22 protein-coding genes and 2 tRNA genes are annotated in these 22635 nt (G+C 52.9%); 1 reads left to right on the top strand and 23 read right to left on the bottom strand.

Annotated elements, in window-relative coordinates; genetic code table 11:
• Window positions 1–132 precede the first annotated feature (132 nt).
• The 7 genes from radC to BM322_RS08800 all read right to left on the bottom strand — a co-directional run bounded on the left by radC (window position 133) and on the right by BM322_RS08800 (window position 5336).
• On the bottom strand, window positions 133–822 hold the full coding sequence (gene radC, locus BM322_RS08830) for a DNA repair protein RadC (RefSeq protein WP_075429727.1): 690 nt from the start codon (window positions 820–822) through the stop codon (window positions 133–135).
• Complete coding sequence (locus BM322_RS08825; RefSeq protein ID WP_075429726.1) at window positions 791–1381, bottom strand: nucleoside triphosphate pyrophosphatase; 591 nt, start codon at window positions 1379–1381, stop codon at window positions 791–793. The genes radC and BM322_RS08825 overlap by 32 nt, the downstream gene beginning before the upstream one ends.
• Window positions 1382–1392: 11 nt before the next feature.
• On the bottom strand, window positions 1393–1665 hold the full coding sequence (locus tag BM322_RS08820; protein ID WP_407047830.1) for a DUF4321 domain-containing protein: 273 nt from the start codon (window positions 1663–1665) through the stop codon (window positions 1393–1395).
• Between the two features lie 131 nt (window positions 1666–1796).
• A complete protein-coding gene (locus tag BM322_RS08815) occupies window positions 1797–3074 on the bottom strand; it encodes an SLC13 family permease (protein WP_075429725.1) in 1278 nt (425 codons plus the stop codon).
• A gap of 165 nt (window positions 3075–3239) precedes the next feature.
• Complete coding sequence (locus tag BM322_RS08810; RefSeq protein WP_075429724.1) at window positions 3240–4994, bottom strand: diguanylate cyclase; 1755 nt, start codon at window positions 4992–4994, stop codon at window positions 3240–3242.
• 179 nt (window positions 4995–5173) lie between these two features.
• Window positions 5174–5250, bottom strand: a tRNA-Arg gene (locus BM322_RS08805).
• 9 nt (window positions 5251–5259) lie between these two features.
• Window positions 5260–5336, bottom strand: a tRNA-Pro gene (locus tag BM322_RS08800).
• 163 nt (window positions 5337–5499) lie between these two features.
• Here BM322_RS08800 and trpD point away from each other — a divergent pair.
• Window positions 5500–6516 (top strand): anthranilate phosphoribosyltransferase, encoded by a 1017-nt coding sequence (gene trpD, locus BM322_RS08795; protein WP_075429723.1) that lies wholly within the window; start codon window positions 5500–5502, stop codon window positions 6514–6516.
• 53 nt (window positions 6517–6569) lie between these two features.
• On the opposite strand, the gene BM322_RS08790 is transcribed toward trpD, so the two are convergent.
• From BM322_RS08790 to fliR, 16 genes are all read right to left on the bottom strand, one after another.
• Window positions 6570–7358 (bottom strand): hypothetical protein, encoded by a 789-nt coding sequence (locus tag BM322_RS08790; RefSeq protein WP_075429722.1) that lies wholly within the window; start codon window positions 7356–7358, stop codon window positions 6570–6572.
• A 20-nt stretch (window positions 7359–7378) separates the two neighbouring features.
• Window positions 7379–7699, bottom strand: a complete 321-nt coding sequence (locus BM322_RS08785) for a hypothetical protein (protein ID WP_082334439.1) — start codon at window positions 7697–7699, stop codon at window positions 7379–7381.
• 38 nt (window positions 7700–7737) lie between these two features.
• Window positions 7738–9411, bottom strand: coding sequence for a DUF342 domain-containing protein (locus BM322_RS08780; protein ID WP_075429720.1), 1674 nt, complete (start codon window positions 9409–9411; stop codon window positions 7738–7740).
• 27 nt (window positions 9412–9438) lie between these two features.
• Window positions 9439–10191: a FliA/WhiG family RNA polymerase sigma factor gene (locus tag BM322_RS08775; protein WP_075429797.1), complete on the bottom strand. Its 753-nt coding sequence runs from the start codon at window positions 10189–10191 to the stop codon at window positions 9439–9441.
• Between the two features lie 53 nt (window positions 10192–10244).
• Window positions 10245–10628 carry a hypothetical protein gene (locus tag BM322_RS08770; RefSeq protein ID WP_318254580.1) on the bottom strand — a complete coding sequence of 128 codons (384 nt, stop codon included), beginning with the start codon at window positions 10626–10628 and terminating at the stop codon, window positions 10245–10247.
• A 44-nt stretch (window positions 10629–10672) separates the two neighbouring features.
• Complete coding sequence (locus BM322_RS08765; RefSeq protein WP_075429718.1) at window positions 10673–11158, bottom strand: chemotaxis protein CheD; 486 nt, start codon at window positions 11156–11158, stop codon at window positions 10673–10675.
• A gap of 1 nt (window position 11159) precedes the next feature.
• Window positions 11160–11774, bottom strand: a complete 615-nt coding sequence (locus tag BM322_RS08760) for a chemotaxis protein CheC (protein ID WP_033169889.1) — start codon at window positions 11772–11774, stop codon at window positions 11160–11162.
• A 65-nt stretch (window positions 11775–11839) separates the two neighbouring features.
• A complete protein-coding gene (locus tag BM322_RS08755) occupies window positions 11840–12307 on the bottom strand; it encodes a chemotaxis protein CheW (RefSeq protein ID WP_033169888.1) in 468 nt (155 codons plus the stop codon).
• Between the two features lie 15 nt (window positions 12308–12322).
• On the bottom strand, window positions 12323–14389 hold the full coding sequence (locus BM322_RS08750) for a chemotaxis protein CheA (protein ID WP_075429717.1): 2067 nt from the start codon (window positions 14387–14389) through the stop codon (window positions 12323–12325).
• 22 nt (window positions 14390–14411) lie between these two features.
• On the bottom strand, window positions 14412–15617 hold the full coding sequence (locus BM322_RS08745) for a chemotaxis response regulator protein-glutamate methylesterase (protein WP_075429715.1): 1206 nt from the start codon (window positions 15615–15617) through the stop codon (window positions 14412–14414).
• A gap of 24 nt (window positions 15618–15641) precedes the next feature.
• Window positions 15642–16334: a flagellar brake protein gene (locus BM322_RS08740; RefSeq protein ID WP_075429713.1), complete on the bottom strand. Its 693-nt coding sequence runs from the start codon at window positions 16332–16334 to the stop codon at window positions 15642–15644.
• A gap of 18 nt (window positions 16335–16352) precedes the next feature.
• Window positions 16353–17267: a MinD/ParA family protein gene (locus BM322_RS08735; RefSeq protein WP_075429711.1), complete on the bottom strand. Its 915-nt coding sequence runs from the start codon at window positions 17265–17267 to the stop codon at window positions 16353–16355.
• Window position 17268: 1 nt separating this feature from the next.
• Window positions 17269–18642, bottom strand: a complete 1374-nt coding sequence (gene flhF / locus BM322_RS08730; protein ID WP_075429709.1) for a flagellar biosynthesis protein FlhF — start codon at window positions 18640–18642, stop codon at window positions 17269–17271.
• Window positions 18643–20730, bottom strand: coding sequence for a flagellar biosynthesis protein FlhA (gene flhA, locus BM322_RS08725; RefSeq protein ID WP_075429707.1), 2088 nt, complete (start codon window positions 20728–20730; stop codon window positions 18643–18645). It lies immediately after the preceding gene.
• Between the two features lie 37 nt (window positions 20731–20767).
• Window positions 20768–21895, bottom strand: coding sequence for a flagellar biosynthesis protein FlhB (gene flhB, locus BM322_RS08720; protein WP_407047829.1), 1128 nt, complete (start codon window positions 21893–21895; stop codon window positions 20768–20770).
• Window positions 21849–22631, bottom strand: a complete 783-nt coding sequence (fliR, locus tag BM322_RS08715; RefSeq protein WP_075429703.1) for a flagellar biosynthetic protein FliR — start codon at window positions 22629–22631, stop codon at window positions 21849–21851. The genes flhB and fliR overlap by 47 nt, the downstream gene beginning before the upstream one ends.
• Between the last annotated feature and the right edge of the window lie 4 nt (window positions 22632–22635).

Here is a 22635-nt window from a genome sequence, read left to right as displayed (position 1 = left end):
TTTTAAACAAGCCGACGGAAACCACCGGCAGATCTTACGATTATTTTTAAACAGCTATTTTATTGTAGCACAACTCATGGTTGTTTGTAACGGAAATTTGCGGAAAAGGACAAGAAAAATAAAGGTTTTTTCTTACGATAACAATCCTTTATCCTTGAAGCTCAAGAATTGCTGCCGTCCCAGTATGATATGATCCAGCACAGGAATGTCCATGATCTTGCCTGCCTTGACCAGCCGCTGCGTCACCGCGATATCCTCCCGGCTCGGGTTCGGATCGCCACTCGGGTGATTGTGGAATAGGATCATCGCCGCTGCCGCATAGTCGATGGCCGCCCGGAAAACTTCGCGCGGATGTACGACCGCAGCCTGCAGGCTGCCGACTGAGATATCAGGCATGCCGAGAATATGATTCTTCGTATCGAGCAGCATGACCGCAAAATGCTCCCGCTGCTCGAACTGGAACCGCGGCATCGCAAAATGAGCCGCATCATCAGGCCCATGTACGGCCACGATGCGCGCGGCTGGCGCCATCGCCAGCCGCCGCCCTAGTTCCACTGCCGCCAACACCGTTGCCGCCTTGGCTGATCCCACACCATTTATCGCCGTCAGCTCTGCCGCCGGCATGTGCACGATAGCCTCGAGCCCACGCTCCTTGTAACGCGCCAATACTTCCTCCGCAATGCGGAGCACCGATTGTTCCCGCGTCCCCGACCGCAGCAGCACCGCTAAAAGGTCTGCATTGCTAAGCGACGCTGCACCAGCATGCAGCAGCCTTTCCCGTGGACGTTCCTCAACGGGCAGATCCCTCACCATGATTGCCATATAAATCGACGCCTGCCTTTCCGGCAAGCCGTGCCAATGCATGAAGTGGCAGTCCTACGACATTCGAGTAAGAGCCGTCAAGCTTTTCGATGAACACTGCCGCGAGCCCTTGGACTGCATAGGCGCCTGCCTTATCAAGCGGCTCTTTTGACGCAACATAGCGCTGGATTTCAGAATCCGTCAGCGGCGCAAACGTGACCTTGGTCGTCACGACATCAGCATAGACCTTGCCGCCATTTACGATTGCTATGCCCGTCGCTACCTCATGAGTGCGCCCTGCAAACAGGCGCAGCATGCGGCAGGCATCCTCTGCATCACACGGTTTGCCATACGTATGCCCATCAAGGGCGACGACTGTGTCAGCCCCGAGCACCGGCAGCTCCGGATGCTCACTGGCCACTGCCTCCGCCTTGACGATGGCATTCCTCTTCACGAGTTCCTGCGGTGCCATTGCGTCGCCGCTTTCCTCGGCGGCATCGCTGACCTGCACCACAAACTTTGCTCCAATCTGCTCAAGGAGTTCTCTCCGGCGTGGCGACCCCGACGCTAAAATGATCATGCTGCCTCCTCTCAATACTTGCGGAACAAGACGATAGCCAGCACGATGCCCAGGATGCTCATGAGATTCGGGGCAAAGGCCAGACCAAGCGTCAACTGGATCACATAGAGATTGAATGTCACCGGCGCGATATCAAATACCGGATACGTCGTCACGAGATACGGCATGATGCCTGCCAAGGCATCGACATTCATCAAAAGCTGTCCCAAGATTCCGCCTAAGATTGCGCCTATCACCACAAAGAGAATACACATACCATATCCTCTGCCACTGAATTTTGCCAAAAGAACCCCTCCAAACCATTTACCATCGACTATATTCTCCTCTCATAGACATATTCCTGCCAGAATAGACAATATGAGGAAAAACAAAAGCGGTCATGGAACTGATCATTCCATAACCGCTTATTACCGGATTACATCAGATACCGGATATAAACATACACCGTCGAGAGCACAATCGTCAAGAGCATGATGGGGAAACCCACCTTGAAATAATTGATGAACGTGATCTTGACACCACGATCAGCCGCCAGGCCGGCCACGATAAGGTTAGCCGACGCACCAACCAGCGTACCGTTGCCACCCAGGCAGGCACCGAGTGCCAAGCTCCACCAGATTGGCTCCAGATTGCTGACGCCCATCGTTCCCATGTTCTGGATCAACGGGATCATCGTCGCTACGAACGGGATATTATCAAGTACCGACGAGACAATGGCACTGAGCCAGAGCACCAGCAGCGACGTGCTCGTCACATCGCCGCCCGTAAGCTCCACTGCCTGCTTGGCCATGCTGCCGATGATGCCCGTCTCGATAAGGCCACCAACCGCAATGAAGAGACCAATGAAGAAAAAAATCGTTGCCCACTCGACGGACTTCATCGTCGTCTCGACGAGATGGTGGCTGCCGCCTGCCAGCAGCAGCAGCAGGAAACCACCAGTCAACGCAATCATCGACGACTCGATGTGCGTGAGTGAATGGGTGAAGAACCCGAGGATGACCAGTGAGAGCACAAACAGCGAACGTGCCAGCAGCTTGCGATCCTTCAGCGCTTTCTTCTCATCCATCTGCATGAGCTCTGCCTGCAGTTCCGGTTTCGTCTTCATCTTCTTGCTGTAGAGTACCTCCACGATGAAGATGACAACGATAAGGTTGATAATGGCAATCGGCGCCAGATTCTCGATAAAGGCCATGAAGGTCAGCTCTTTTACCGCGCTGCCGATCATGATATTCGGCGGATCGCCGATCAGCGTAGCCGTACCACCGACATTCGACGCAATGATCTGGGTGAGCAGGAACGGAATCGGATTGATGTGCAGCTTCTGCGTGATGCTGAACGTTACCGGCACCATCAGCAGCACCGTCGTGACATTATCAAGGAATGCGGAGAATACCGCCGTGATAAGTCCGAGATAGACAAGGATCCGCTTCGGCTCAGCCTTGGCCACCTTGGCAGCCTTGATGGCTACATAGTCAAAAAGCCCCGTATGGCTCGTCACGCCGACCAGAACCATCATGCCGACCAAAAGCCCCAACGTGTTGAAGTCGATATGGTGCAGTGCCGTTTCCTGGTTCAAGATCCCCAGCAGCACCATGCTTGTCGCACCAAGCATGGCAGCAACCGTACGGTGGATCTTCTCCGATACGATGACCATATACATGAAAATAAAGATAATACCTGCTAAAACTTCCATCATATGCCTCCTTTGACAGGTCCAATCAAGACCTCTTCGATTCCAGATAAAAAATAGACGGAGCCCTTGGTGACCAGACTCCGCCTTGTTTATCTATCCAATTTGTACCAACATCTTACCATAGGTATTCCTAAAAAGCAAGGCTATTATTCCTACCAGGAATTGTTAGTGCACAACGACCATATTCTTGCCAATGCTGCGCTTCGCTTCATAGAGCGCCATGTCTGCGCGCCGGCATAATTCATGTGGCGTATCTTCCTCACCAGCCGTAGCAAAGCCAATGCTAACCGTCACCTTGCGTCCCTCCGGCAGGAAGTCGATGGCCGCCACCTTCCGGCGGATGCGTTCGGCAATTTCCCGGCCTTCAGTGCTTTCCATATCCTGGAAGACCACCAGGAACTCATCGCCGCCCCAACGGCCCGGCGCATCATCGGCCTTGCGTGTCGAATCCCGCAGGATATCGGCCACGGCACCAATGACCTTATCGCCCATCTCATGACCAAAGGTATCATTGATGCCCTTGAAATCATCAATATCAAGCATCAGGATCGACATCGGCTGCCCAAGCAATTTAGCCTGGTCGAGCATATCCCGCAAGCGATTTTCCGTCTCACCACGATTCAAGACCTCCGTCATGCGGTCGATCTGCGCCAAACGGGACAGCTTGGAATTTGTCTCCTCAAGCTCCTGGGTCGTCGTCTCGATGAAATGAACGAGATGTGCCATGATCGTGCGATGTTTCTTGAACTTCGGATGCTCCACCTTGATATTCTTCTTGTCGCTATGCCCCAAGCCTTCGCGCATGCCGATTGTCACCAAAGTCATATTCGAAACCATGATTTCGCCATCGGCATTACGCATGAACTCACCATAGGCATAGAACCCTGACGACGGTGCCAGATGGCGCGTGACCGAAAGCTCCTGCTCCGTGTCACTGCCCAGCAGCATCCAGCGCGCCACACAGCTGACCATGAAGATGGCCTCCGGCCGGAAATTGGCCAGATTCTCCTGCAGCACCATGGCATTTTCGATGATGTCACTGGGATCACCATAGGCCAGGCGTACCTTCTCACCCACGCGGAAATCCGCGCCGAACATGACGCCACCGTCCTCGCGACAGCGGCGGGGATGGCGTGCCAGTACCGTACCGTTGCGCTCAAAATAGAAAGGGAACGTCAAAGCTTCAACGAGGAACCGCTCATCGTTGACGATACCCAGATAACGCTCGAACACATCGAGCGCCGGTATCCCGTCGAGTTCCTTGAGACAGAACTCTCCATCCATCTTCGTGACGGTCATGCTGCGCCCCAGTGGCTTCCAGCCAAAACTCGAGCTAGCCTGCACATGGAGCTTGCTACCGCTGAATACCGCCACGGCCACACCATGACGCAGCGTGGTATTCTGTGCAAACACCATACCATTCTGCCCTAGGCTGCCATCATCAGCCAGGCCACCGAAAAAGACGATGTCCTTCCGCGACTTGGATGCCTCATGAAAGAACGGGTTGATATCCAGATGAAAACCAGCAGATATCACCTCGACAGCAGCCACATCCTTATCGGCATTGAGGATAGCCAAAAGCTCCCGGCCAGCCTGATGACTGCCGATCTGCCGGAAATCATAGGACAGCACACGCACCTTCGAACACTCAAACAACGTGAAATTCACGACAATATCATGCTCAACCAGCGTACCGTTGACGATTTCCCCCATCGATACGGAGCCGACAATCTGTGCCTCGGGAAAGGTCGCGTTGATCGTATGCTTCATCTCCATCAACATGCGTTCATTGGCCGTATCCATGAAAATCGAAACCAGCACGCAGGACAGGGACTTCATGGCCCGAACCTCCTGCTGTACCTTCTCGATGCAGTCATTGAGTTCTTGACGATTTTTTATGGAAAAAGGAATCTGTTTCATTTTCTAAACCTTCACATCTAACAAAACAATCCGCTCTTACGTTGCTTACATATACAACACACCAATATCATATTACCCTTTACGGCCTGGTTAAGCAAGAAAAACATGCACTTCCTGTCCTCCGCCAACCACGATATACAAAAAAAGCCCCGAGGATTCCCCGGAGCCCTTATTTCCGTTGGTGCGTCAGGAGGGATTCGAACCCCCGACCCACGGCTTAGAAGGCCGTTGCTCTATCCAACTGAGCTACTGACGCAAAAAACAATGGTCGGGATGACAGGATTCGAACCTGCGACATCCTGCTCCCAAAGCAGGCGCGCTACCAAACTGCGCTACATCCCGTAGACCACTCATGTATTATAGCCAATTTAACCTATGCTGTCAACTCTTTTTTCATTATGATGCTTTTTTCCTTGCTATCAGATCTGTCTTGTTGACAACTTTACATTTTAATGATAGTGTTTATCTTGATTATGCAAACAATATGTATTTGAGGTGAATACTGATGATAAAGCAAGCCATTGAAAAGATTGTCAGCAAAAAGGATCTGACCTATCAGGAAGCCTATGATGTCATGAATGAGATCATGAACGGCGAAACCTCCCAGGTGCAGAATGCGGCCTATCTCTCGGCGTTATCGACCAAGAGCACCAAAGCCGAGACCATCGACGAGATATCTGGATCAGCCGCCGCCATGCGTGACCATGCGCTGCGTGTCAATCACGATATGGACGTGCTCGATATCGTCGGCACTGGCGGCGACCACGCGCACAGCATCAACATCTCCACGACAGCCGCTATGATCATCGCGGCCGCTGGGGTGAAGGTCGCCAAGCACGGCAATCGTGCAGCCTCCTCGAAATGCGGCGCAGCGGACTGCCTCGAGGCCCTCGGCGTGAATCTTTCCCAGCCCCCCGAGAAGGTCGTTGAAGAGCTCGAAAAGATTGGTCTCTGTTTCATGTTCGCCCAGAAATATCATGCCTCGATGAAATACGTCGGCGCCATCCGCAAGGAACTCGGTATCCGCACGGTATTCAATATCCTCGGCCCTCTGACCAATCCTGCCCATCCGACCCATATGGTACTTGGCGTCTACGACGAGTATCTGCTCGAGCCGCTGGCGAAAGTCATGCTCTCGCTGGGTGTCAAACGCGGTATGGTCATCTATGGCCAGGACTGCCTCGATGAGTTCTCACTCAGCGCCCCGACCAGCGTCTGCGAATTCCGCGACGGCTGGTTCAAGCGCTACACCGTAAAGCCAGAAGATTTCGGTTTCACGCGCTGCAGCAAGGACGACATCCGCGGCGGCAATCCCGCTGAGAACGCACAGGTTACGCTTGATATCCTGAATGGCGCCACCGGCCCTAAGACTGACATCGTGCTCCTTAATGCTGGTGCTGCCATCTATGTAGGCGGACAGGCAGACAGCATCGCTGCTGGTATCGATAAAGCCCGTCAGCTTATCGCCTCCGGCGCCGCCATGAAAAAACTTGAAGAATTCCGTCAGCTGTCCAACGCTTGATACGATTCCATAAAAATAGTGCTATGAGACCAATCATCTCATAGCACTATTTTTTATTCCTTTTCCAATTCACGGCGATTCATTTCGCGCAGCAGCTCGATAGCACCTTTGCCGATGCCCGTCTCCCGCGCTGTTTCTTCGACGCTGTAACCACTTAGCAGCAGAGCTCTGGCCTTCGCGGCATTCGGTGAGATATCGACACCATCATCGGCAGGCGCTGCCTCCTCCGATTCAGCCACTGGTTCCGCCACCGCACTCTGCGCGGCACGGCTGTTCATGGCCTCCGCAAGCCCAGCTGCCTGCTGGACACTTACCGGTGGAGTCTCCACATTCTGAGCCTGCGTCAGCTCATCGCGCTCCATTGACTGCTGCAGCACCTGAGCAAAATCCTGCGCATCCACGCGTTCAGGCTCCCTGGCCGCGACTGGCGATGGTGCGGCAGCCCCCACCATCGGTGCCAGCACAGGCGGCATCAGCGAAGCCTGCGCCTGCCAGCGCGAAGCTAGCTCCTCTGAGGCACGATGTGCAGCCAGCGTATCTGCCGAAAGCTGACGCAGCTGCTGCTCAAGATCGAGGCCTGCTTTCTTAGCCTCTTCCAACTGAGCCTCCAACCTGCGGCTGCGATCATCAGCCTCCTGCAATAAACGCTCCAGATGCTTGATATGGCTGCCCATGCGATTGATTACCGCATCAGCAGACCGCTCCAACTCCTCTTTGAGCTGATCCGTTGACTGTCGAAGCGCCTCACCGTCAATCTGCTGCTGCTGACGCTGCGAAAGCCAACGGGCTCCCATGACCAACAGGAAACCGACAATGATAAGTAAACCTAATGTTGTGACCATAAACGAATGCAACCTGCCTCCTATAGGCTGATGTCCAGAAGATTTCCACGTGACGGATCCTTGGCAAAACGTTCCAGTTCTGGCTCATCCTGCTGCTCTGCCGCAGCCGCATAGCGGCGACGCTGACTGCCGCCCTTGCCCTGCTTCTGCTGCCGCTCCGGATCATCCTTGATACGGCCGTCCTCCAATTCATCCTTTTCACGGACCTGCTCCTGTTTCAGCTTATCTTCTTCCTTCTGCTTGATGGCTTGAAAATCCGACTGCATCGCATTCGCCTGATTCAGGTTATGCTGCACCTGCGTCGCATCAGCAGAGCGCGGAACCATCATTTGCAAACTCATCGGTGTGACATCCATCGGATCTCCCCTTCTTTCTTCAGTCAGTACGGACCAATATCCACCCGCTCATCTTTCACGGTCAGCGTTGTTCTCATGATTTCCGATTGCACGTTCATGATGATCGAATTGATCGAAACTTTGACTCCAGGGAAAATCGTATCGCTGACACGGATCTTGCCGTTCTGCATCTGCGACAGCTCCTCACCCAGCGCCTGGATCTCCTGTTCATCCCGCTTGATCTTGCCAGCTAGCGGGAACTGCGAACGCGTCAGCGCATTGATCTGATTGATGCGTTCCTGCGGCAGACGGCTGATATCGATCTTGCTGAGGGTATTGAGCATCTGATTGATCTGCCTTAGACGATCTTTCGACTCCTTATACTCCCGACAGAGATCGCGATACTTTTTCTGCAACTGCGGATTGACACCTACGGAAAGCCGTGTGACGACCGAAGCTGGATTGCCCACGATCTTGCAGCGTATCTCCTCGCCGGCAGCACATTTTCCGCCTGCAATCATGCCGCGCTTTTCTTCGAGATAGATGCGTTTGCCTGCCGTAAGCATGGAATGCAGGGCCACATCACGCAGATAGATATCACGCCCCGCCTCGATTTCCGCATTCTCAGCAAACGTGGCATGAACATCTTCCTCAGCCCTTATCTTACCACGGTTCATACCATTGACACCGCCGTTGACAAAGACATTACGCCCTTCTACGTTGCCACCGCTGACCATGCCGCCGACCTGGACATCGCCGGTAGCCTTGACATTGAATCCGGCCTCGACATTGCCCTTGATCTCAACACTGCCAACGAAATCGATGTTACCAGTTCCTACGCCCACGCCGCCTTTGATCAGCAGATGAGGATCGATGGATATCTTCTTACCTGTATCGACAATCTGTCCATCGATCAGCGCAATGAGCTCATTCTCACCGGAAATCTCGGTATTGTTCCCCTGCGGCATCGGAATCGGCTTGCCATTACGGGCGTTGATATCCCGCCCATAAACATCCCGGCCTGCCTCTCCCGGCGTCTGTGGGATACGTACTGCCAGTAAGTCACCCTTCCGGGCCAGTACAAAGAGATTCATGTCCTTGAAGTCCACGCGATCGTATTCATCGACTTTCGGACGGCCTTTGACCCCCAAGTCGAAATGACGTTCAATCCGCGCATTCTCACCGTGCCGAGGTGGTTGTCCCTGCGCCGCTACGAACGGCGACAGGCTCTCAATCCCCTTCTTTATGGCATCTGGATTGATGCCATAGGTGACCCCAGCATCCTGCAGTGCCTGCCGGACTTCTTCATAGGTTGGCAGCAGTCTCCCGACATTCGTATCGTAACGAATGGTTGCCAGCATCTTGTCATGGCTGATATCGACGATGATTCCTGCCTTCTTCTGGTCTTCTTCGACCGGTTTTTCTTCCTTCTGGACCTGCTGCTGCTTTTCCAGCTCAGCCATATCTTCCGGCGAACCATACGATGATGCCAGCTTCCGCGGCTCACCAGCTGCCTCGCGCACAATCTGAGAAAGCGTTATGATGTCGTAATCAATAACGCCATGGTCATGCAGGACCTGGCGTATATCCGATAGTTCGAACGCAAGGCCGTCAGCAGCATCAGGATAGATCGTCAGATAGACACCATCTTCCCGAAATTCAAATAAGTAGCCTGCTTCTATGCTGCCTACTGCCGGGCGCAATGTCTGGTCATCCATGATACGTCCCCCCTAAGGCTGAATTTGCTATACTAAGCTTGCCTTCATCCTGGCCAGATATCCCCGCAGCCGGAACACCGCCTTGGTGTGGAGCTGCGAGATTCTCGCTTCGGACAAATTCATGATCAAGCTGATTTCTTTCAACGTCAATTCTTCGTAGTAATAGAGCGCTACAACCTTTTTTTCTTTTTCTGGCAGGCGTTCGATTGCCGTTGCCAGCGTATTGCGGAGTTCTGCCTTTTCCAGGCGTTCCGTCGGCCCCTCTTCGCCTGAGGCTGGCGAATCTGTCCGCAGGTAATCATCCAGCGGAATCACAGTCGCCACACTGATCTGGCTTTCCAGATTATGCAGCTCCTTGTCGGTCAGACCAAGTTCCGCAGCAAGTTCCCCATCGTTTGCCGGACGTCCTAAACGGTTTTCCAGCTCGTAAACAGTCTGTTCATAGCGCCGTATCTTCTGTCGGATTGCAACCGGCAGCCAGTCTTTCGATCGCAGATAATCAAGCATTGCACCACGTATACGGACTCCCGCATACGTCTCAAACTTGTTCTTGCGCTCCATGTCATACCGGTCAATCGCATCCATCAGGCCGAAAAAACCGCTGGAAAGCAGGTCATCACGATCCACATGGGCAGGCAGGCTGATTGCAAGCCTGCCTGCAACCAGCTTGACCAATGGCAGATAATGCTCGGCCAGCTGGTTGCGAAGCTCGACAGTCTTATGTTCCAGATAGCTATGCCAAAGGGAAGTGACATCGGCCAAATTTTCATCCTGGTTCATTCCCACAGAATCCAATGGAACGTCCTCCCTCCATCATTTTCTTGCAGGCACCATCAATTCTGCGGCGGCGCCTCCATATGTCTGAGATCCTCTGCGCCTAACGGTCTGAATCCCGTCGGCTCATTCTCCTGTTCCTCTTCTGACTGCTGCTCTTCCTGCTCGGCTGCGGCTTCATCCTCAGCTTCATCCTCAGCTTCATACTCTTCCGGACTCTTGGGCTCCTCTTCCTCTAAAGACTCTATGAGCTCCAGATTCTTATCGAAGCCAACGATATCCTTCATCTCGAGGATGAATGTCACCAGCCAGACCAGGGCACCTGTCAGCAGGAAACCAATCAGGCTGCGGAGCAGCACCGTCGTCAGTCTCGCATCACTGCTGAGTCCGGTCAGGACTATGATCAGCGCCGAAATAACCGCAAATACCAACGACATTCCCATTTTAAACAAAGCTGCTTCACCTCCCAACGGATCTAGCTTGTGTCTTAGATTTCCTTCTCACCTTTGTCTATGGTCTTGACTTTATATACCCCGGTCTCCATATCGATGGAAACCGTACGGCCATATGTGCCGCCTGTATCCTCAGCAATCAGCCGGATATTCAGATCCTTCAGGATCTTCTTTGCAGCCTCGGCATTACGTGCTCCCACTCGCATGATATCCGTCGCATTGGCAAAAGCAAACATCTGCGCACCGCCGGCAATCTTAGCCACCAGTCGTGTACGCGAAGCACCTAAGGCCAATACATCCTTCAGCATCAGCGGCAATCCGGTATCGGCAAATTTTGCCGGGTTATCGGTTGGCCTGGCCTGTGTGCTGTCCGGCAGCATGATATGCAAGAGTCCACCGACCTTTGTCTGCGGATCGTACAGGGATATGCCGATACAGGAGCCGAGGCCATAGCTGATTATTGTGGACGGCGCCTGGCCTACTTTGTAGTCTGCCATGCCGACTCGAATAAGATCTGCCATATCACTCAACTCCTACCGCGTCAATAATTGTATTCAACGAGCCTGGATCTGGAACCAGGAAGAACTGGCCATTGATGCCATCATCCTCGGAGAGGAATTCCGTTTCAATGACAAGTGCCTGGTCGCCCATCTGTCCCAGCTGTGCCAAAACGACGTTGAGGATTGCGCCTGCCATATCCATTGCCAAGGCAGGGATTGATGGCAGCATCGTAATCTTCGTGAAAGTAAAGAATGCATTGAGATATGCACCGGACAAGATATTGCCGATCTCCATCAGTGCCGACTCATCCATGAAATCCAGCGAAGTCGTCGAACCATGCGGCTTGCCCATAAGCGTATCTACCAGGTAGAACGCGCTTTTCTGCGGCAGCAGGAACAGGATGTTGCTCGGTGCTTTGCCGTAGACGCGCAGGAATATACCAACGACAACAGCGTCCGGTCCACCGACCAGATCTGGTACGGCCTCGAGCGGAACAAGTGCTACCTTTGGTACATTCATATCAATTCGTCGATTGATGACCTGCGACAGCGCTGTCGCGGAGTTGCCCGCACCAACGTTGCCAATCTCCCGCAAGGCATCAAGCTGATTGGCGGAAAGATTCAATTCATCTGTCATAGTTGGACCTCTCTTCTACAGGAAGGGGACGTGCCGTAGCCCTCCCCTTCACTGATACTATCTAGTTATTTGCCATCACCGACATTGCCGATAATCTCTTCGAGATTCAGCATGATGATCAAGCGGCCATCTACATTGCCGATACCGCTCAGGAAACGCGACCCGCTCTTATCATTGATCGCCTTTTTCGTATCCACCGGCTTGCTGTCAATCGTGAGTACTTCCGTCACTGCATCGACAAGCATACCGACGTGCAGATCGTCGATATTCACCGTGACGATACGGGTATCATCCGTATACGGCGTTTCCGCGAGTCCCAGGCGTTTCTTGAGGTCAATGACCGGCAGCACAGAACCGCGCAGATTGATGACGCCCTTGATGAAATCAGCGGAAAAAGGAACGCGGGTAATATCGGTGAGATTGCGGATCTCCTGGACATTCAGTATGCTGACACCATACTCCTCATCCCGAAGCTTGAAGGCTACTACCTGTCTGCCTTCATCCATCTCATTCATGTTCTCTTCATTTGCCATCTCAGCTACCTCCTCTTACTGCTGCATCATCGTAGCGACATCCAGGATCAGGGCAACACGGCCATCGCCGAGAACCGTTGCACCAGAGAACATCTTGAGGCCTGCGAACAGGTTGCCCAAGGTCTTGATAACGATTTCCTGCTGTCCAATCAAGTTGTCAACAACGATACCTGCTTTAGCCTCGCCAGCATGGACAACGACTACGAAAATCTCATCCGAATCCTTGACGTGCGGTACCTGCAGCGTCTCTTCCATGCGGATAATCGGGATGATCTCACCACGCAGGACAATGACTTCCTTATTCCTTACTGTCTTGATATCCTCTGGCTGGATATTGATCGTGCTGTCAATCGAGCCCAGCGGAATCGCATACATCTCTTCCTGTACCTTGACGAGCATCGCCTGGATGATAGCGAGCGTCAACGGCAGTTTGATCTTGAATACCGAACCTTCATCAATCTTCGTCTCAACATCGACATGACCGGAAAGCGACTCGATCTTGCTGCGGACAACGTCCATACCAACGCCGCGGCCCGAGATATCCGTGATCTGCTCAGCCGTGGAGAAGCCAGGCAGGAAAATCAGGCGCACTGCATCCGCATCCTCGAGCTTATCCGCATCTTCCTGCGAGATCATGCCTTTTTCGACAGCCTTCTTGCGGATCTTGTCGGCTGCGATACCAGCGCCATCATCAGTAACCATGATGACGACGTTGTTGCCTTCATGACGGGCAATAAGGCCGACCTCACCAGTACGCGGCTTGCCTTTTGCTTCGCGCTCATCCGGATGCTCGACACCATGGTCGAGAGAGTTGCGCAGAAGATGCATGATCGGATCGCCGATCTCATCGATAACGGTACGGTCGAGCTCTGTCTCCTCACCCTCGATGGTCAGGTTGATTTCCTTATTGAGCTCTTTGGAAACGTCGCGTACCATGCGCGGAAAACGATTGAATACTGCACTGACCGGGACCATGCGGACCTTCATGACGATGTTCTGCAGGTCAGTCGTCACACGATCCATCTGCTCCAGAGTCTCAGTGAGCTCAGCCAAACGATGCGTCTGACCAATCTGTTCAAGACGGACTTTGTTGATGACGAGCTCGCCCATGAGATTCATCAGCGTATCGAGCTTGTCGATATCAACGCGAACCGACTGGCTCTGGTGCTGTTTCTTCGGCGGAGCTGCCTTCGCCGGTGCTGCTTTCTTTGCCGGAGCTGCTTCTTTCTTTGCCGGAGCCGGTGCAGCTGCTTTCGGTGCCGCTGCTGCCGGAGCCGGAGCTGCAGCTGGAGCCGGGGCTGCCTGTGCATCCGGATCGACTACCTCGACCAGGATCTTATCAATCTCGGAAATGCTGCTCAGCGAATCCTCTACGGCTTTCTTATCTGCCCCCGTAACGACCAGGATATCGAAGGTATGGTCGAACTTCTCCTGCTCCAGGTCTTCAGCCGGAGGTACAGACTTCACGACGTCGCCGATCTCATCGAGCGCATTCATTACCATGTAGGAACGTGCCGATTTGAGCAGGCAGGTCTCCGACAACGTGATCTGGACATGTACGCCAATCATGCCGCCTTCTTTCGCCTGGCGCAGCATGTCACGGTCAATATCCGTAAGCTGCATGCCGCCAGCAGAAGCAGCTGCCGGTGCAGCAGCCGCAGGCACAGCAGCTGCTGGTGCTGCAGCTGCCGGTGCCGGCTCACCTTTAGAGATCGAGCTGAGTTTTGCCACGAGGTCGGATACATCAACGACATCTTCCGACTCACCATCTGCTACACTGTTGATCATCTGCTCGAGCGAATCCAAGCATTTGAACAGCGTATCGATGATATCCTCATCGAGTTTGAGCTGTTCTTTGCGGATAAGATCGAGAACATCTTCCATCTCATGCGTCAGCTCGGCAATCTTATTATATCCCATAGTTGCCGACATGCCTTTCAGCGTATGCGCGTTGCGGAAGATGTCATTGACGACCGACACATCCTCTGAATTCTCCTCCAGGCTCAGCAGTCCTTCGTTCAAAGACTGTAAATGTTCATGTGACTCATCCAAGAACATGTCCATATACTGATTTGTTTCCATTTGTATTCCCCCTATATCCTTTCTATCTCTTTACAGCCTCGACGATGGCATTGGCGATGTCCTGCAACGGCCGAATCTCATCGGCCAGCCCTGCATCCACCACTGCTTTTGGCATTCCATAAACCACACAGGTAGGCTCGTTCTGCGCAATGCTGTAACCTCCAGCTGCTTTGATCTTCTTCATTCCCTCACAGCCATCAGCCCCCATGCCTGTCATGATGACAGCCACAAGGTTCTTGCCCAATGGTGCAGCTGAGTCATACATCACATTTACCGCCGGACGATGGTTTCCCACCCGCGCCTCCTGACTGAGCTTGATCTTGCGTGTTCCGCCTTCTTCTTTGATGCGCAGATGGAAATCTCCTGGTGCAATATATACATAGCCAGGCCGGATTACCTCCTCATCCTCAGCTTCCTTGACGGACACCTGTGATATGGAGTTTAACCGGTCAGCCAATGCTTTCGTAAATCCTGACGGCATATGCTGAACCACTACAACCCCGCAGGGAAGATTTCCCGGCAGTCTTGTTATGACATTCTGCAATGCCTGTGGCCCGCCTGTCGATGTGCCGATCACTACCAGTTTCTTGCTGGTTCCCACAGAACCGCTCATCACAGGTACGGGCCTGCTGGCAGCTGCCGGCGCATTCGCACGAGGCTGCAGCAGTGGGTTGAACCGCTTGCCGCCTACACCTGTCGTTTGCCCGGCAGGTGGCTGAGCTACAGCCGGCGTAGTAAGCTTCATTCCCTGCCGACGCGGAAGCTCTCCCCGTTTCATGGCAGGTGGTACTGATGCCACTGCCTGCGACTTCACTGCCATGGACGTTCGATGGACGTGCGCCCTGGCAGCATTGCGGCATTTGGCAAGGATTTCCTCCTCGATGTCATCAATGCGCGAGATCGATCCACCGGCCTTGCTGATAAAATCCACCGCGCCAAGGCTCAATGCCCGAATTGTAGCATCCGTTCCCTTCTGTGTCAAGCTGCTCAGCATAACTATCGGCACCGGACACGATTCCATGATGACAGCTAATGCGTTGATGCCATCCATGACCGGCATGTTGACATCCATCGTCACCAGATCAGGCTTGAGCTGCTTTACCTTCTTGACCGCATCCTTGCCATCCATTGCCGTCCCGACTACATCGAAGTCCGGCTGTTTTTGGAACAGGTCTGCTAAGACTTTTCGCATAAATGCTGAATCATCGGCAACCAAGACACGAATCATCCTGCTCCCCCCATTCAGAACTCCTTACAAGTCCTTCTTGTTGATTCCCTTAGCAATCGTTGTCCGCTGTACGGTAAACAGGTAATGGACAATCTGATTGCTCACGGCGCGTGGCAGATGCTGGAACGATGCACCGATGTGATATACGTACTCACCATCATCCTTCTCGATTTTCCTGCAGCTGGCCACCTTGCACATCTGCTCAATCGAGCCCACGCCCGGGATGCTGTCAAGCGAAAGCGCTGCCTGCATGCCAGGCTTGACCTCCCGATCCAGCGCAAAGCAGATCCCATTGCCGCTGAGATCGACCATCCGAGTCGTCACCGGCGACAGGATGGTTCCTTCCTCATCGATAAGCCGTACCATCACCGGCAGATTGACCTTCACACGGACAAACTCGCGATTCTGATGCCGCTCAACTTCTTCTGGAAAACTGATATACCAGACGGCAATGCGTTCATCGAGCATCCCTGTCTCGTGAAAAGTCGTGAAGAAACGATATTGGCACTGCCTGCCTACTGCCACTCCATATAAGTGCGATCCACTAAGTGGAATGATAGGCACATGCTTGCTGCTCATCGGCATTGCCACGATCAGTTCTTCATCCGTCATGCCCTCGATACGGCTTGCATGGCGTTCATCGCTCGCTTCGACAAAAAACTCCACGCGCTGGCCAATCTTTAAGACATCCCTTGCTTTTATTAATTCGCCCGCCATAGTAAAGTTCCTCCATGTTTAACGCGAAAAACTAAAAATTTGTCGCAAAAATCCTCTCCACCCCTGCGTAACCTTCATCTTGCTGCCATACAGGACACTATTGGTCATAGCCTGTATGCACCGTGCCGCCGTACTGCCAGGATGCGCTACCAAAAACGGTGTCTGCTTGCGCACCGACCGCATGACGGCTGTATCCTCGAAAATATATCCAAGGCAATCAATCGGCATGTTCAGGAAACGCTCCGACGTCTGCTGCAGTTTTGCCACTACCTCACGGCTTTCTGCCTCATCGTAGACGCGGTTCACAACCAGCCGGATATTCTGATGGCTCGCATACATACTGTACGCCTTCATGACAGCATAGGCATCGGTCAAGGCTGTCGGTTCTGGCGTTGTCACAAGCAGGACCTCATCAGCAGCAAGGATGAAATCCATAACATTCTTGCCAAGACCAGCCCCCGTATCAATAAGGATGATATCCGCCAACTCTGCGCAGCCAGTCAGTTTCTGCATCAGACGCTGCCGCTCCTCGATCGTGAATTCTGCTGCCTTCTCGATGCCCGATCCTCCGGAGATGTAATTGACACCATAGGGCCCATGCATCACGACATCCTGCAGTTCCGTACCATCTTCCAGCAGATGCAGCAAATGTTTGCGCGACATGCTGCCCAGCACCACATCAACATTCGCCATGCCCAGATCTGCATCGATGACGAGAACGCGTTGTCCAGCCATCCCCAGCGCAATTGCCAGATTGACCGTAAGGTTCGTCTTACCGACGCCGCCTTTGCCACTCGTCACAGCCAATACTCTGGTGCCCAGGGCACCAGTGCGCAATTCTGCTGGATCAGCTGCGCTGCGTACACTGTAATCTGTCGGGTATTCCGTTTTATCGCCAACCAGCTGGCGAAGTCTTTGCGCCTGATCTCCCATCTTATTCCCTCAACAGCAATTCAGCGAGTTTCACCGGTGTCGCCGGTACGATATCATCGGGAACACTCTGTCCATTCGTCAGGAAGGACAACGCGATGTCCCGCTGGGCCAGCAGATTCAGTATGAGTCCGACACTGCTGGTCTCATCGGTTTTCGTGAAGATGACCCGATCCGGCTCACAGACCGAAAACTTCTCAAGGATATCAGCTGCATCACGGCTTTTCGTCGTCGCACTCATTACCAGATGGCACTCGATATGAGAATTCACTGCCAGGAAATCCTGCAGTTCCTTCATCTGATATTCGTTATGCTGGCTGCGTCCCGCCGTATCGATAAGGATCAGATCCTTATCACGATGCTTATGGATAGCCACCTTGAGCTCATCTGGCGAATAGACGATCTCCAGAGGCAGGCCGATGATATCCGAGTAGGTCTTTAGCTGTTCGACAGCCGAAATGCGGTAGGTATCCGCCGTGATAAGCGCTGCACGGATATTCTTCTCCAGTACGAACCTGGCCGCAATCTTTGCCAATGTCGTCGTCTTGCCGACGCCAGTAGCGCCAATCAAGGCCACGATGCGTACACCATGCTTATTGAGCGTGATGCCCTCAGAGAAATTCATCGCCTCACCCAGATAGCCGGCCAGCACATCCGCAGCCCGCTCATCACGGCTGTCAAGCAGCGTATCGCCCGCCGGCAGCTGCGCGGCCATATCCTTGAGCAGGTCTTCCTCCACTTCCTGACGGCGCAGGGCTTCCTGTATGGATACCTGATCCTTCGGCTGGTCCTTGCTCATCACCTGCGCCAGCATTGCCTTCATCTGCGCCAGCTCGTCTTCAAGCCGCTGGATCTTTTCAGTATCTTCCGGATTGGATGCCACGTTTTCTGCTGCTGATTTTTCCATCACTTGTACATCTTCCTCTTGTTTTGCTGTTTCGACTGGGTCTGCGCTGGGAACTGACGGCTGCGTACTACTACCAGCCTGTCCAGTAGATTGTACTTGCTGGAACATAGGTGCTGGGATTGGCGATTCCGCCATGCGCACCCCTGCCTCTGTCCCGTTCGTCTTGTACTGAGATAAAACCTGGTTCGGCAGTACCGGTGCAGCCGGAGACACCACGTCCAACCGGCTGCCCATGCCTATTGACTTGGCTGGCCTGCCTGCCGGAGCCTGCTTCGCCTTCTTCTTCTCCTGCCTTGCGTCTGCTTCTTCAATCGCGGCAGTAACCTCAACGACCTCCGAACTATGATATCCCAGGAAGCCACCCTCCCGGTATTTTTTCGTATGCAGGATGACCGCATCTGGTCCCAATTCTTCCTTTACCTGCTGCATGGCTTCCTTCATCGAGGGAGCCTTGACTACTTTTATCTGCACTTAGATCTTCACCACCCCAAGAATCTGAATCTCGACACTCTGCTCGATCTCAGCATGTGACAGGACGATGAGTCCCGGAACAGAGCGCTCGACCAATTTGCGGAAATACAGCCTTACCGCCGGACTTGTCAGCACGATTGGCTGATAGCCCATGTTTGTAAGTTTCGGCAGCTCTGTATTGAGTGCCGTAATGAGTTTCTGCAGCGAATCGGGATCGAGGCTGACATAAGAGCCATGATCTGTGCGCTGCACACCACCGGCAATGCGGTTTTCCAGCGCCGGATCCAGCGTGATGCAGGGCAGTGTGCCATTCTGCACATTCTGCTGGGTAATCTGGCGCGCCATTGCATGGCGGACATACTCGGTAAGTATTTCCGTATCCTTGGTGGCTCGTGAATAATCCGCAAGCACCTCGAGAATCGTCGCCATATCGCGAATCGAGATACGCTCGCGAAGAAGATTGGACAATACCTTCTGGATCTCGCCGACATTCATGAGATCCGGCACAACCTCGTCGACCAGCGACTGGTTGGTCTTCTTGAGGTTGTCGATAAGGTTCTGCGTCTCCTGACGGCCGAGGATCTCATCAGCATGCTGCTTGATGACCTCTGTCAGATGCGTAGCCAGAACCGATACAGCATCAACGACGGTATAGCCGTTGAGCTCAGCCTGCTCACGCTCATTCTCCGGAATCCAGAGGGCCGGCAGGCCAAATGCCGGCTCAGTCGTCTCGATGCCCGGTACCTCTTCAAATACCGTACCGGAATTCATCGCCAGATAATGGTCGAGCATGAGCTCACCCTTGGCTATCTCAATGCCCTTGAGCTTGATGATATACGCATTCGGCTTGATTTGGATATTGTCGCGGATGCGGATTGTCGGCACGACAAGGCCAAGTTCGAGCGCACACTGGCGGCGGATCATGACGATACGGTCCAGAAGGTCACCGCCCTGTCCCGTATCAACAAGCGGAATCAGCGAATAGCCGATTTCCAGTTCCATCGGATCGACCTGCAGCAGCGATACGATATTCTCCGGTGTCGTAGCCTTCTTCTTTTCCTGGACTTTCTTAGCCTCTTTCTGGGTCTCGGTCTTGACCTCGACTCCCTGTCGCAGCAAGCGGCCAATGAAGAAGCAGAACAGCGACAGCACCGTGAATGGTATTCCTGGCAAACCTGGGATGATAGCAAAGAACAGCAATACGCCACACAGGATGAAATAAATACGGTCGTTGCGAACAAGCTGATTGACGAGGTCACTGCCGATATTGCCTTCGGCACCAGCACGCGTAACGATCAGGCCTGTTGCCGTAGAAATCAAGAGTGCCGGTATCTGGCTGACGAGGCCCTCGCCGACGGTCAGCAGTGTATAGGTCTGCAAGGCCTGGACAGCCTCAAGATTGCGCTGCATCATGCCGATGATGAAGCCACCGGCAATGTTTATGAACATGATCAGGATAGCGGCAATGGCATCGCCCTTGACGAACTTCGACGCACCATCCATGGCGCCGAAGAAATCCGACTCATGCTGGATCTTCTCGCGGCGTATCTTGGCTTCTGCGTCGGTGATGGCTCCCTGATTGAGGTCTGCATCGATAGACATCTGCTTACCAGGCATAGCATCGAGGGTGAATCGTGCCGATACCTCTGCGACACGCTCAGAACCCTTCGTGATAACGATGAAGTTGACGGCAACCAAGATGACGAACATGATAAAACCGACAACCGGATTACCACCGACAACGAAGTTACCGAATGCCGTGATGACCTCACCAGCATAACCATCGAGCAGGATAAGACGTGTCGAGGATATGTTGAGTGCCAGACGGAACAACGTCGTCACCAACAGCAAGGAAGGGAATATCGACAGGTCGAGTGCTTCCTTGTTATAGATAACTGCCATGACCAGCAAGAGTGCGATCGTGATATTCAGACAGATCAGCATATCCAGCAGCAGCGTTGGCAGCGGAATGATCATCATGACAACGATGACAATGATTGCTACCGCAATCATTACATCACTGTATTTTTGGATAAAACTGCCCTTGCCAAATGCATTTGACGCAGCAGCTGCCTGTGGTGCAGCCATATATGACTCTCCTTACCTTCGAAAAATATATTAACCATCAAGCCCGGCGCCGGTTCTTCAACCGGTAGACATACGCCAGGACCTCAGCGACCGCCTGATAGAGCTCCGACGGCACAGTGTCACCGACCTCAGCACTCGCATAGAGCGCCCGCGCCAACGGACGGTTCTCAACGATAGGCACGCGCGCATCGCGCGCAATATCCTTGATGCGCTGAGCAACCAGATCCTGTCCCTTGGCCACGATGAGCGGCGCAACCATTCCCTTGCTGTACTGCAAGGCCACCGCAAAATGCGTCGGGTTCGTGACGATGACATCCGCCTTCGGCACTTCCTGCATCATGCGGCTCATAGCCATCTGACGCTGTTTCTGCTTGATCTTGCCCTTGATCTGCGGATCACCTTCGGTCTGCTTCATCTCATCCTTGACTTCCTGCTTGGTCATCTTCAGATCCTGCGTGGTCTGCCATTTCTGATAACCATAGTCGAGAATACCAAGCACGATGATCACGGCAATGACCTCAAAGGCCATGCTGAACACGATGTCTGCGATCTGCGCCAAACTGTTCGGCAAATCAAAATAGATAAACTGTGGCATCGCCATCAGATGATCTTTCAAGAAATCATAAAGGAAAAAACCAATGATTGCAATCTTGAATAAAGACTTTACAAGCTCGACCAACGACCGCTTCGAGAAGATACGACCAAAGCCATTGATAGGATTGAGCTTATCGGGTTTGAAACCAATCGCCTCTGTATTGAAATTCAAGCCCACCTGGAAGAAATTGATTGCCAGGCCCATGATCATGATGCCAAACATGATGGGCAATGACGTCTGGGCCAAAAGCTCAATGATGCCGATGAATATGCGTATTATATTCTCCGTGTCAACCGGCTGATTCAGGTGACTGAATGTATACGTCGTGTACGCAGCGATGCTGCCATAGATACTCGACCACATCACCTTGATGATAAAGAAACCGATCAACAATACAAAAGCCGTATTGAGCTCCGTACTCCTGCCGACCTGGCCCTTTTTCTTGGCGTCGGCACGTTTCTTGGAAGTCGGCTCCTCTGTCTTATCGCCTGCAAAGAGCTGCAGGTCAAAGACAAAGGGCCTGCTATTGTAGGGCCTGTAAAGCGATTGTGATATTTCCATACATCTCATTGAACAGCACATCCAGGAATAATACATAGAACGGCAGGACCATTGCCAAAATCAGCGTACCAATCGTCAGCTGCATCGGGATACCGACAACAAAGATATTCATCTGTGGCATTGTACGAGCCAGGATACCCAGGCCCACATTCGTCAGCAGGATGGCAAAGGTCACCGGCATTGCGATCTTCATGCCTGTCAGGAATATCCCTGTCGTGAACTTGGCAATGATCAGTGGCAGCGACAGATTCATGGAAAGCGACAGCAATGGCACCAGCTTGAAGCTCTCAAATAAAGCGTCGATAAGCATATGATGTCCATTGACCACCAGGAAGATAATGACCGTCAAATTATAAAGAAAACTTCCGATAAGCGGCATCTGCTGACCGGAAGTTGGATCCATAACATTGACAATGGCAAATCCGACCTGCATATCCATGACCTTACCAGCCATCGTGATTGCCGCAAACGAGATATAGGCGACAAAGCCAATGAGCCAACCGATAAACAACTCGGACAAGACAGCGCCTGCGTAAGCCCATATCGTTGCCGGTGCCTGGATCATCCCCATATTATCAATGACGGGATACAGAACAACAGCCATCGCAAGCGATGCCACCGCACGAAAGTACACAGGAATATTCATGCTGCCAAAAAACGGAGAAATAAGGAATATCCCACTGACCCGGGTCATCAGTAACAGAAACACTGCCGCATGGCCCTGCAAAAGATCATAGAAATCCATTATT

Origin of the sequence: Selenomonas sp. GACV-9 (genome assembly GCA_900116485.1) — a bacterium.
Lineage (GTDB): Bacteria > Bacillota > Negativicutes > Selenomonadales > Selenomonadaceae > Selenomonas_A > Selenomonas_A ruminantium_G.
Note: the sequence above shows the minus strand (reverse complement) of the source record. Positions and strands in the feature narration are given on the sequence as shown.

Excerpts from the sequence above, each read along its gene's own strand:
- radC (WP_075429727.1), bottom strand. The coding sequence starts at position 822 with ATGGCAATCATGGTGAGGGATCTGCCCGTTGAGGAACGTCCACGGGAA.
- BM322_RS08825 (WP_075429726.1), bottom strand. The coding sequence starts at position 1,381 with ATGATCATTTTAGCGTCGGGGTCGCCACGCCGGAGAGAACTCCTTGAG.
- BM322_RS08815 (WP_075429725.1), bottom strand. The coding sequence starts at position 3,074 with ATGGAAGTTTTAGCAGGTATTATCTTTATTTTCATGTATATGGTCATC.
- BM322_RS08810 (WP_075429724.1), bottom strand. The coding sequence starts at position 4,994 with ATGAAACAGATTCCTTTTTCCATAAAAAATCGTCAAGAACTCAATGAC.
- trpD (WP_075429723.1), top strand. The coding sequence starts at position 5,500 with ATGATAAAGCAAGCCATTGAAAAGATTGTCAGCAAAAAGGATCTGACC.
- BM322_RS08790 (WP_075429722.1), bottom strand. The coding sequence starts at position 7,358 with ATGGTCACAACATTAGGTTTACTTATCATTGTCGGTTTCCTGTTGGTC.
- BM322_RS08785 (WP_082334439.1), bottom strand. The coding sequence starts at position 7,699 with ATGAGTTTGCAAATGATGGTTCCGCGCTCTGCTGATGCGACGCAGGTG.
- BM322_RS08780 (WP_075429720.1), bottom strand. The coding sequence starts at position 9,411 with ATGGATGACCAGACATTGCGCCCGGCAGTAGGCAGCATAGAAGCAGGC.
- BM322_RS08775 (WP_075429797.1), bottom strand. The coding sequence starts at position 10,191 with ATGAACCAGGATGAAAATTTGGCCGATGTCACTTCCCTTTGGCATAGC.
- BM322_RS08770 (WP_318254580.1), bottom strand. The coding sequence starts at position 10,628 with ATGGGAATGTCGTTGGTATTTGCGGTTATTTCGGCGCTGATCATAGTC.
- BM322_RS08765 (WP_075429718.1), bottom strand. The coding sequence starts at position 11,158 with ATGGCAGATCTTATTCGAGTCGGCATGGCAGACTACAAAGTAGGCCAG.
- BM322_RS08760 (WP_033169889.1), bottom strand. The coding sequence starts at position 11,774 with ATGACAGATGAATTGAATCTTTCCGCCAATCAGCTTGATGCCTTGCGG.
- BM322_RS08755 (WP_033169888.1), bottom strand. The coding sequence starts at position 12,307 with ATGGCAAATGAAGAGAACATGAATGAGATGGATGAAGGCAGACAGGTA.
- BM322_RS08750 (WP_075429717.1), bottom strand. The coding sequence starts at position 14,389 with ATGGAAACAAATCAGTATATGGACATGTTCTTGGATGAGTCACATGAA.
- BM322_RS08745 (WP_075429715.1), bottom strand. The coding sequence starts at position 15,617 with ATGATTCGTGTCTTGGTTGCCGATGATTCAGCATTTATGCGAAAAGTC.
- BM322_RS08740 (WP_075429713.1), bottom strand. The coding sequence starts at position 16,334 with ATGGCGGGCGAATTAATAAAAGCAAGGGATGTCTTAAAGATTGGCCAG.
- BM322_RS08735 (WP_075429711.1), bottom strand. The coding sequence starts at position 17,267 with ATGGGAGATCAGGCGCAAAGACTTCGCCAGCTGGTTGGCGATAAAACG.
- flhA (WP_075429707.1), bottom strand. The coding sequence starts at position 20,730 with ATGGCTGCACCACAGGCAGCTGCTGCGTCAAATGCATTTGGCAAGGGC.
- flhB (WP_407047829.1), bottom strand. The coding sequence starts at position 21,895 with ATGAGATGTATGGAAATATCACAATCGCTTTACAGGCCCTACAATAGC.
- fliR (WP_075429703.1), bottom strand. The coding sequence starts at position 22,631 with ATGGATTTCTATGATCTTTTGCAGGGCCATGCGGCAGTGTTTCTGTTA.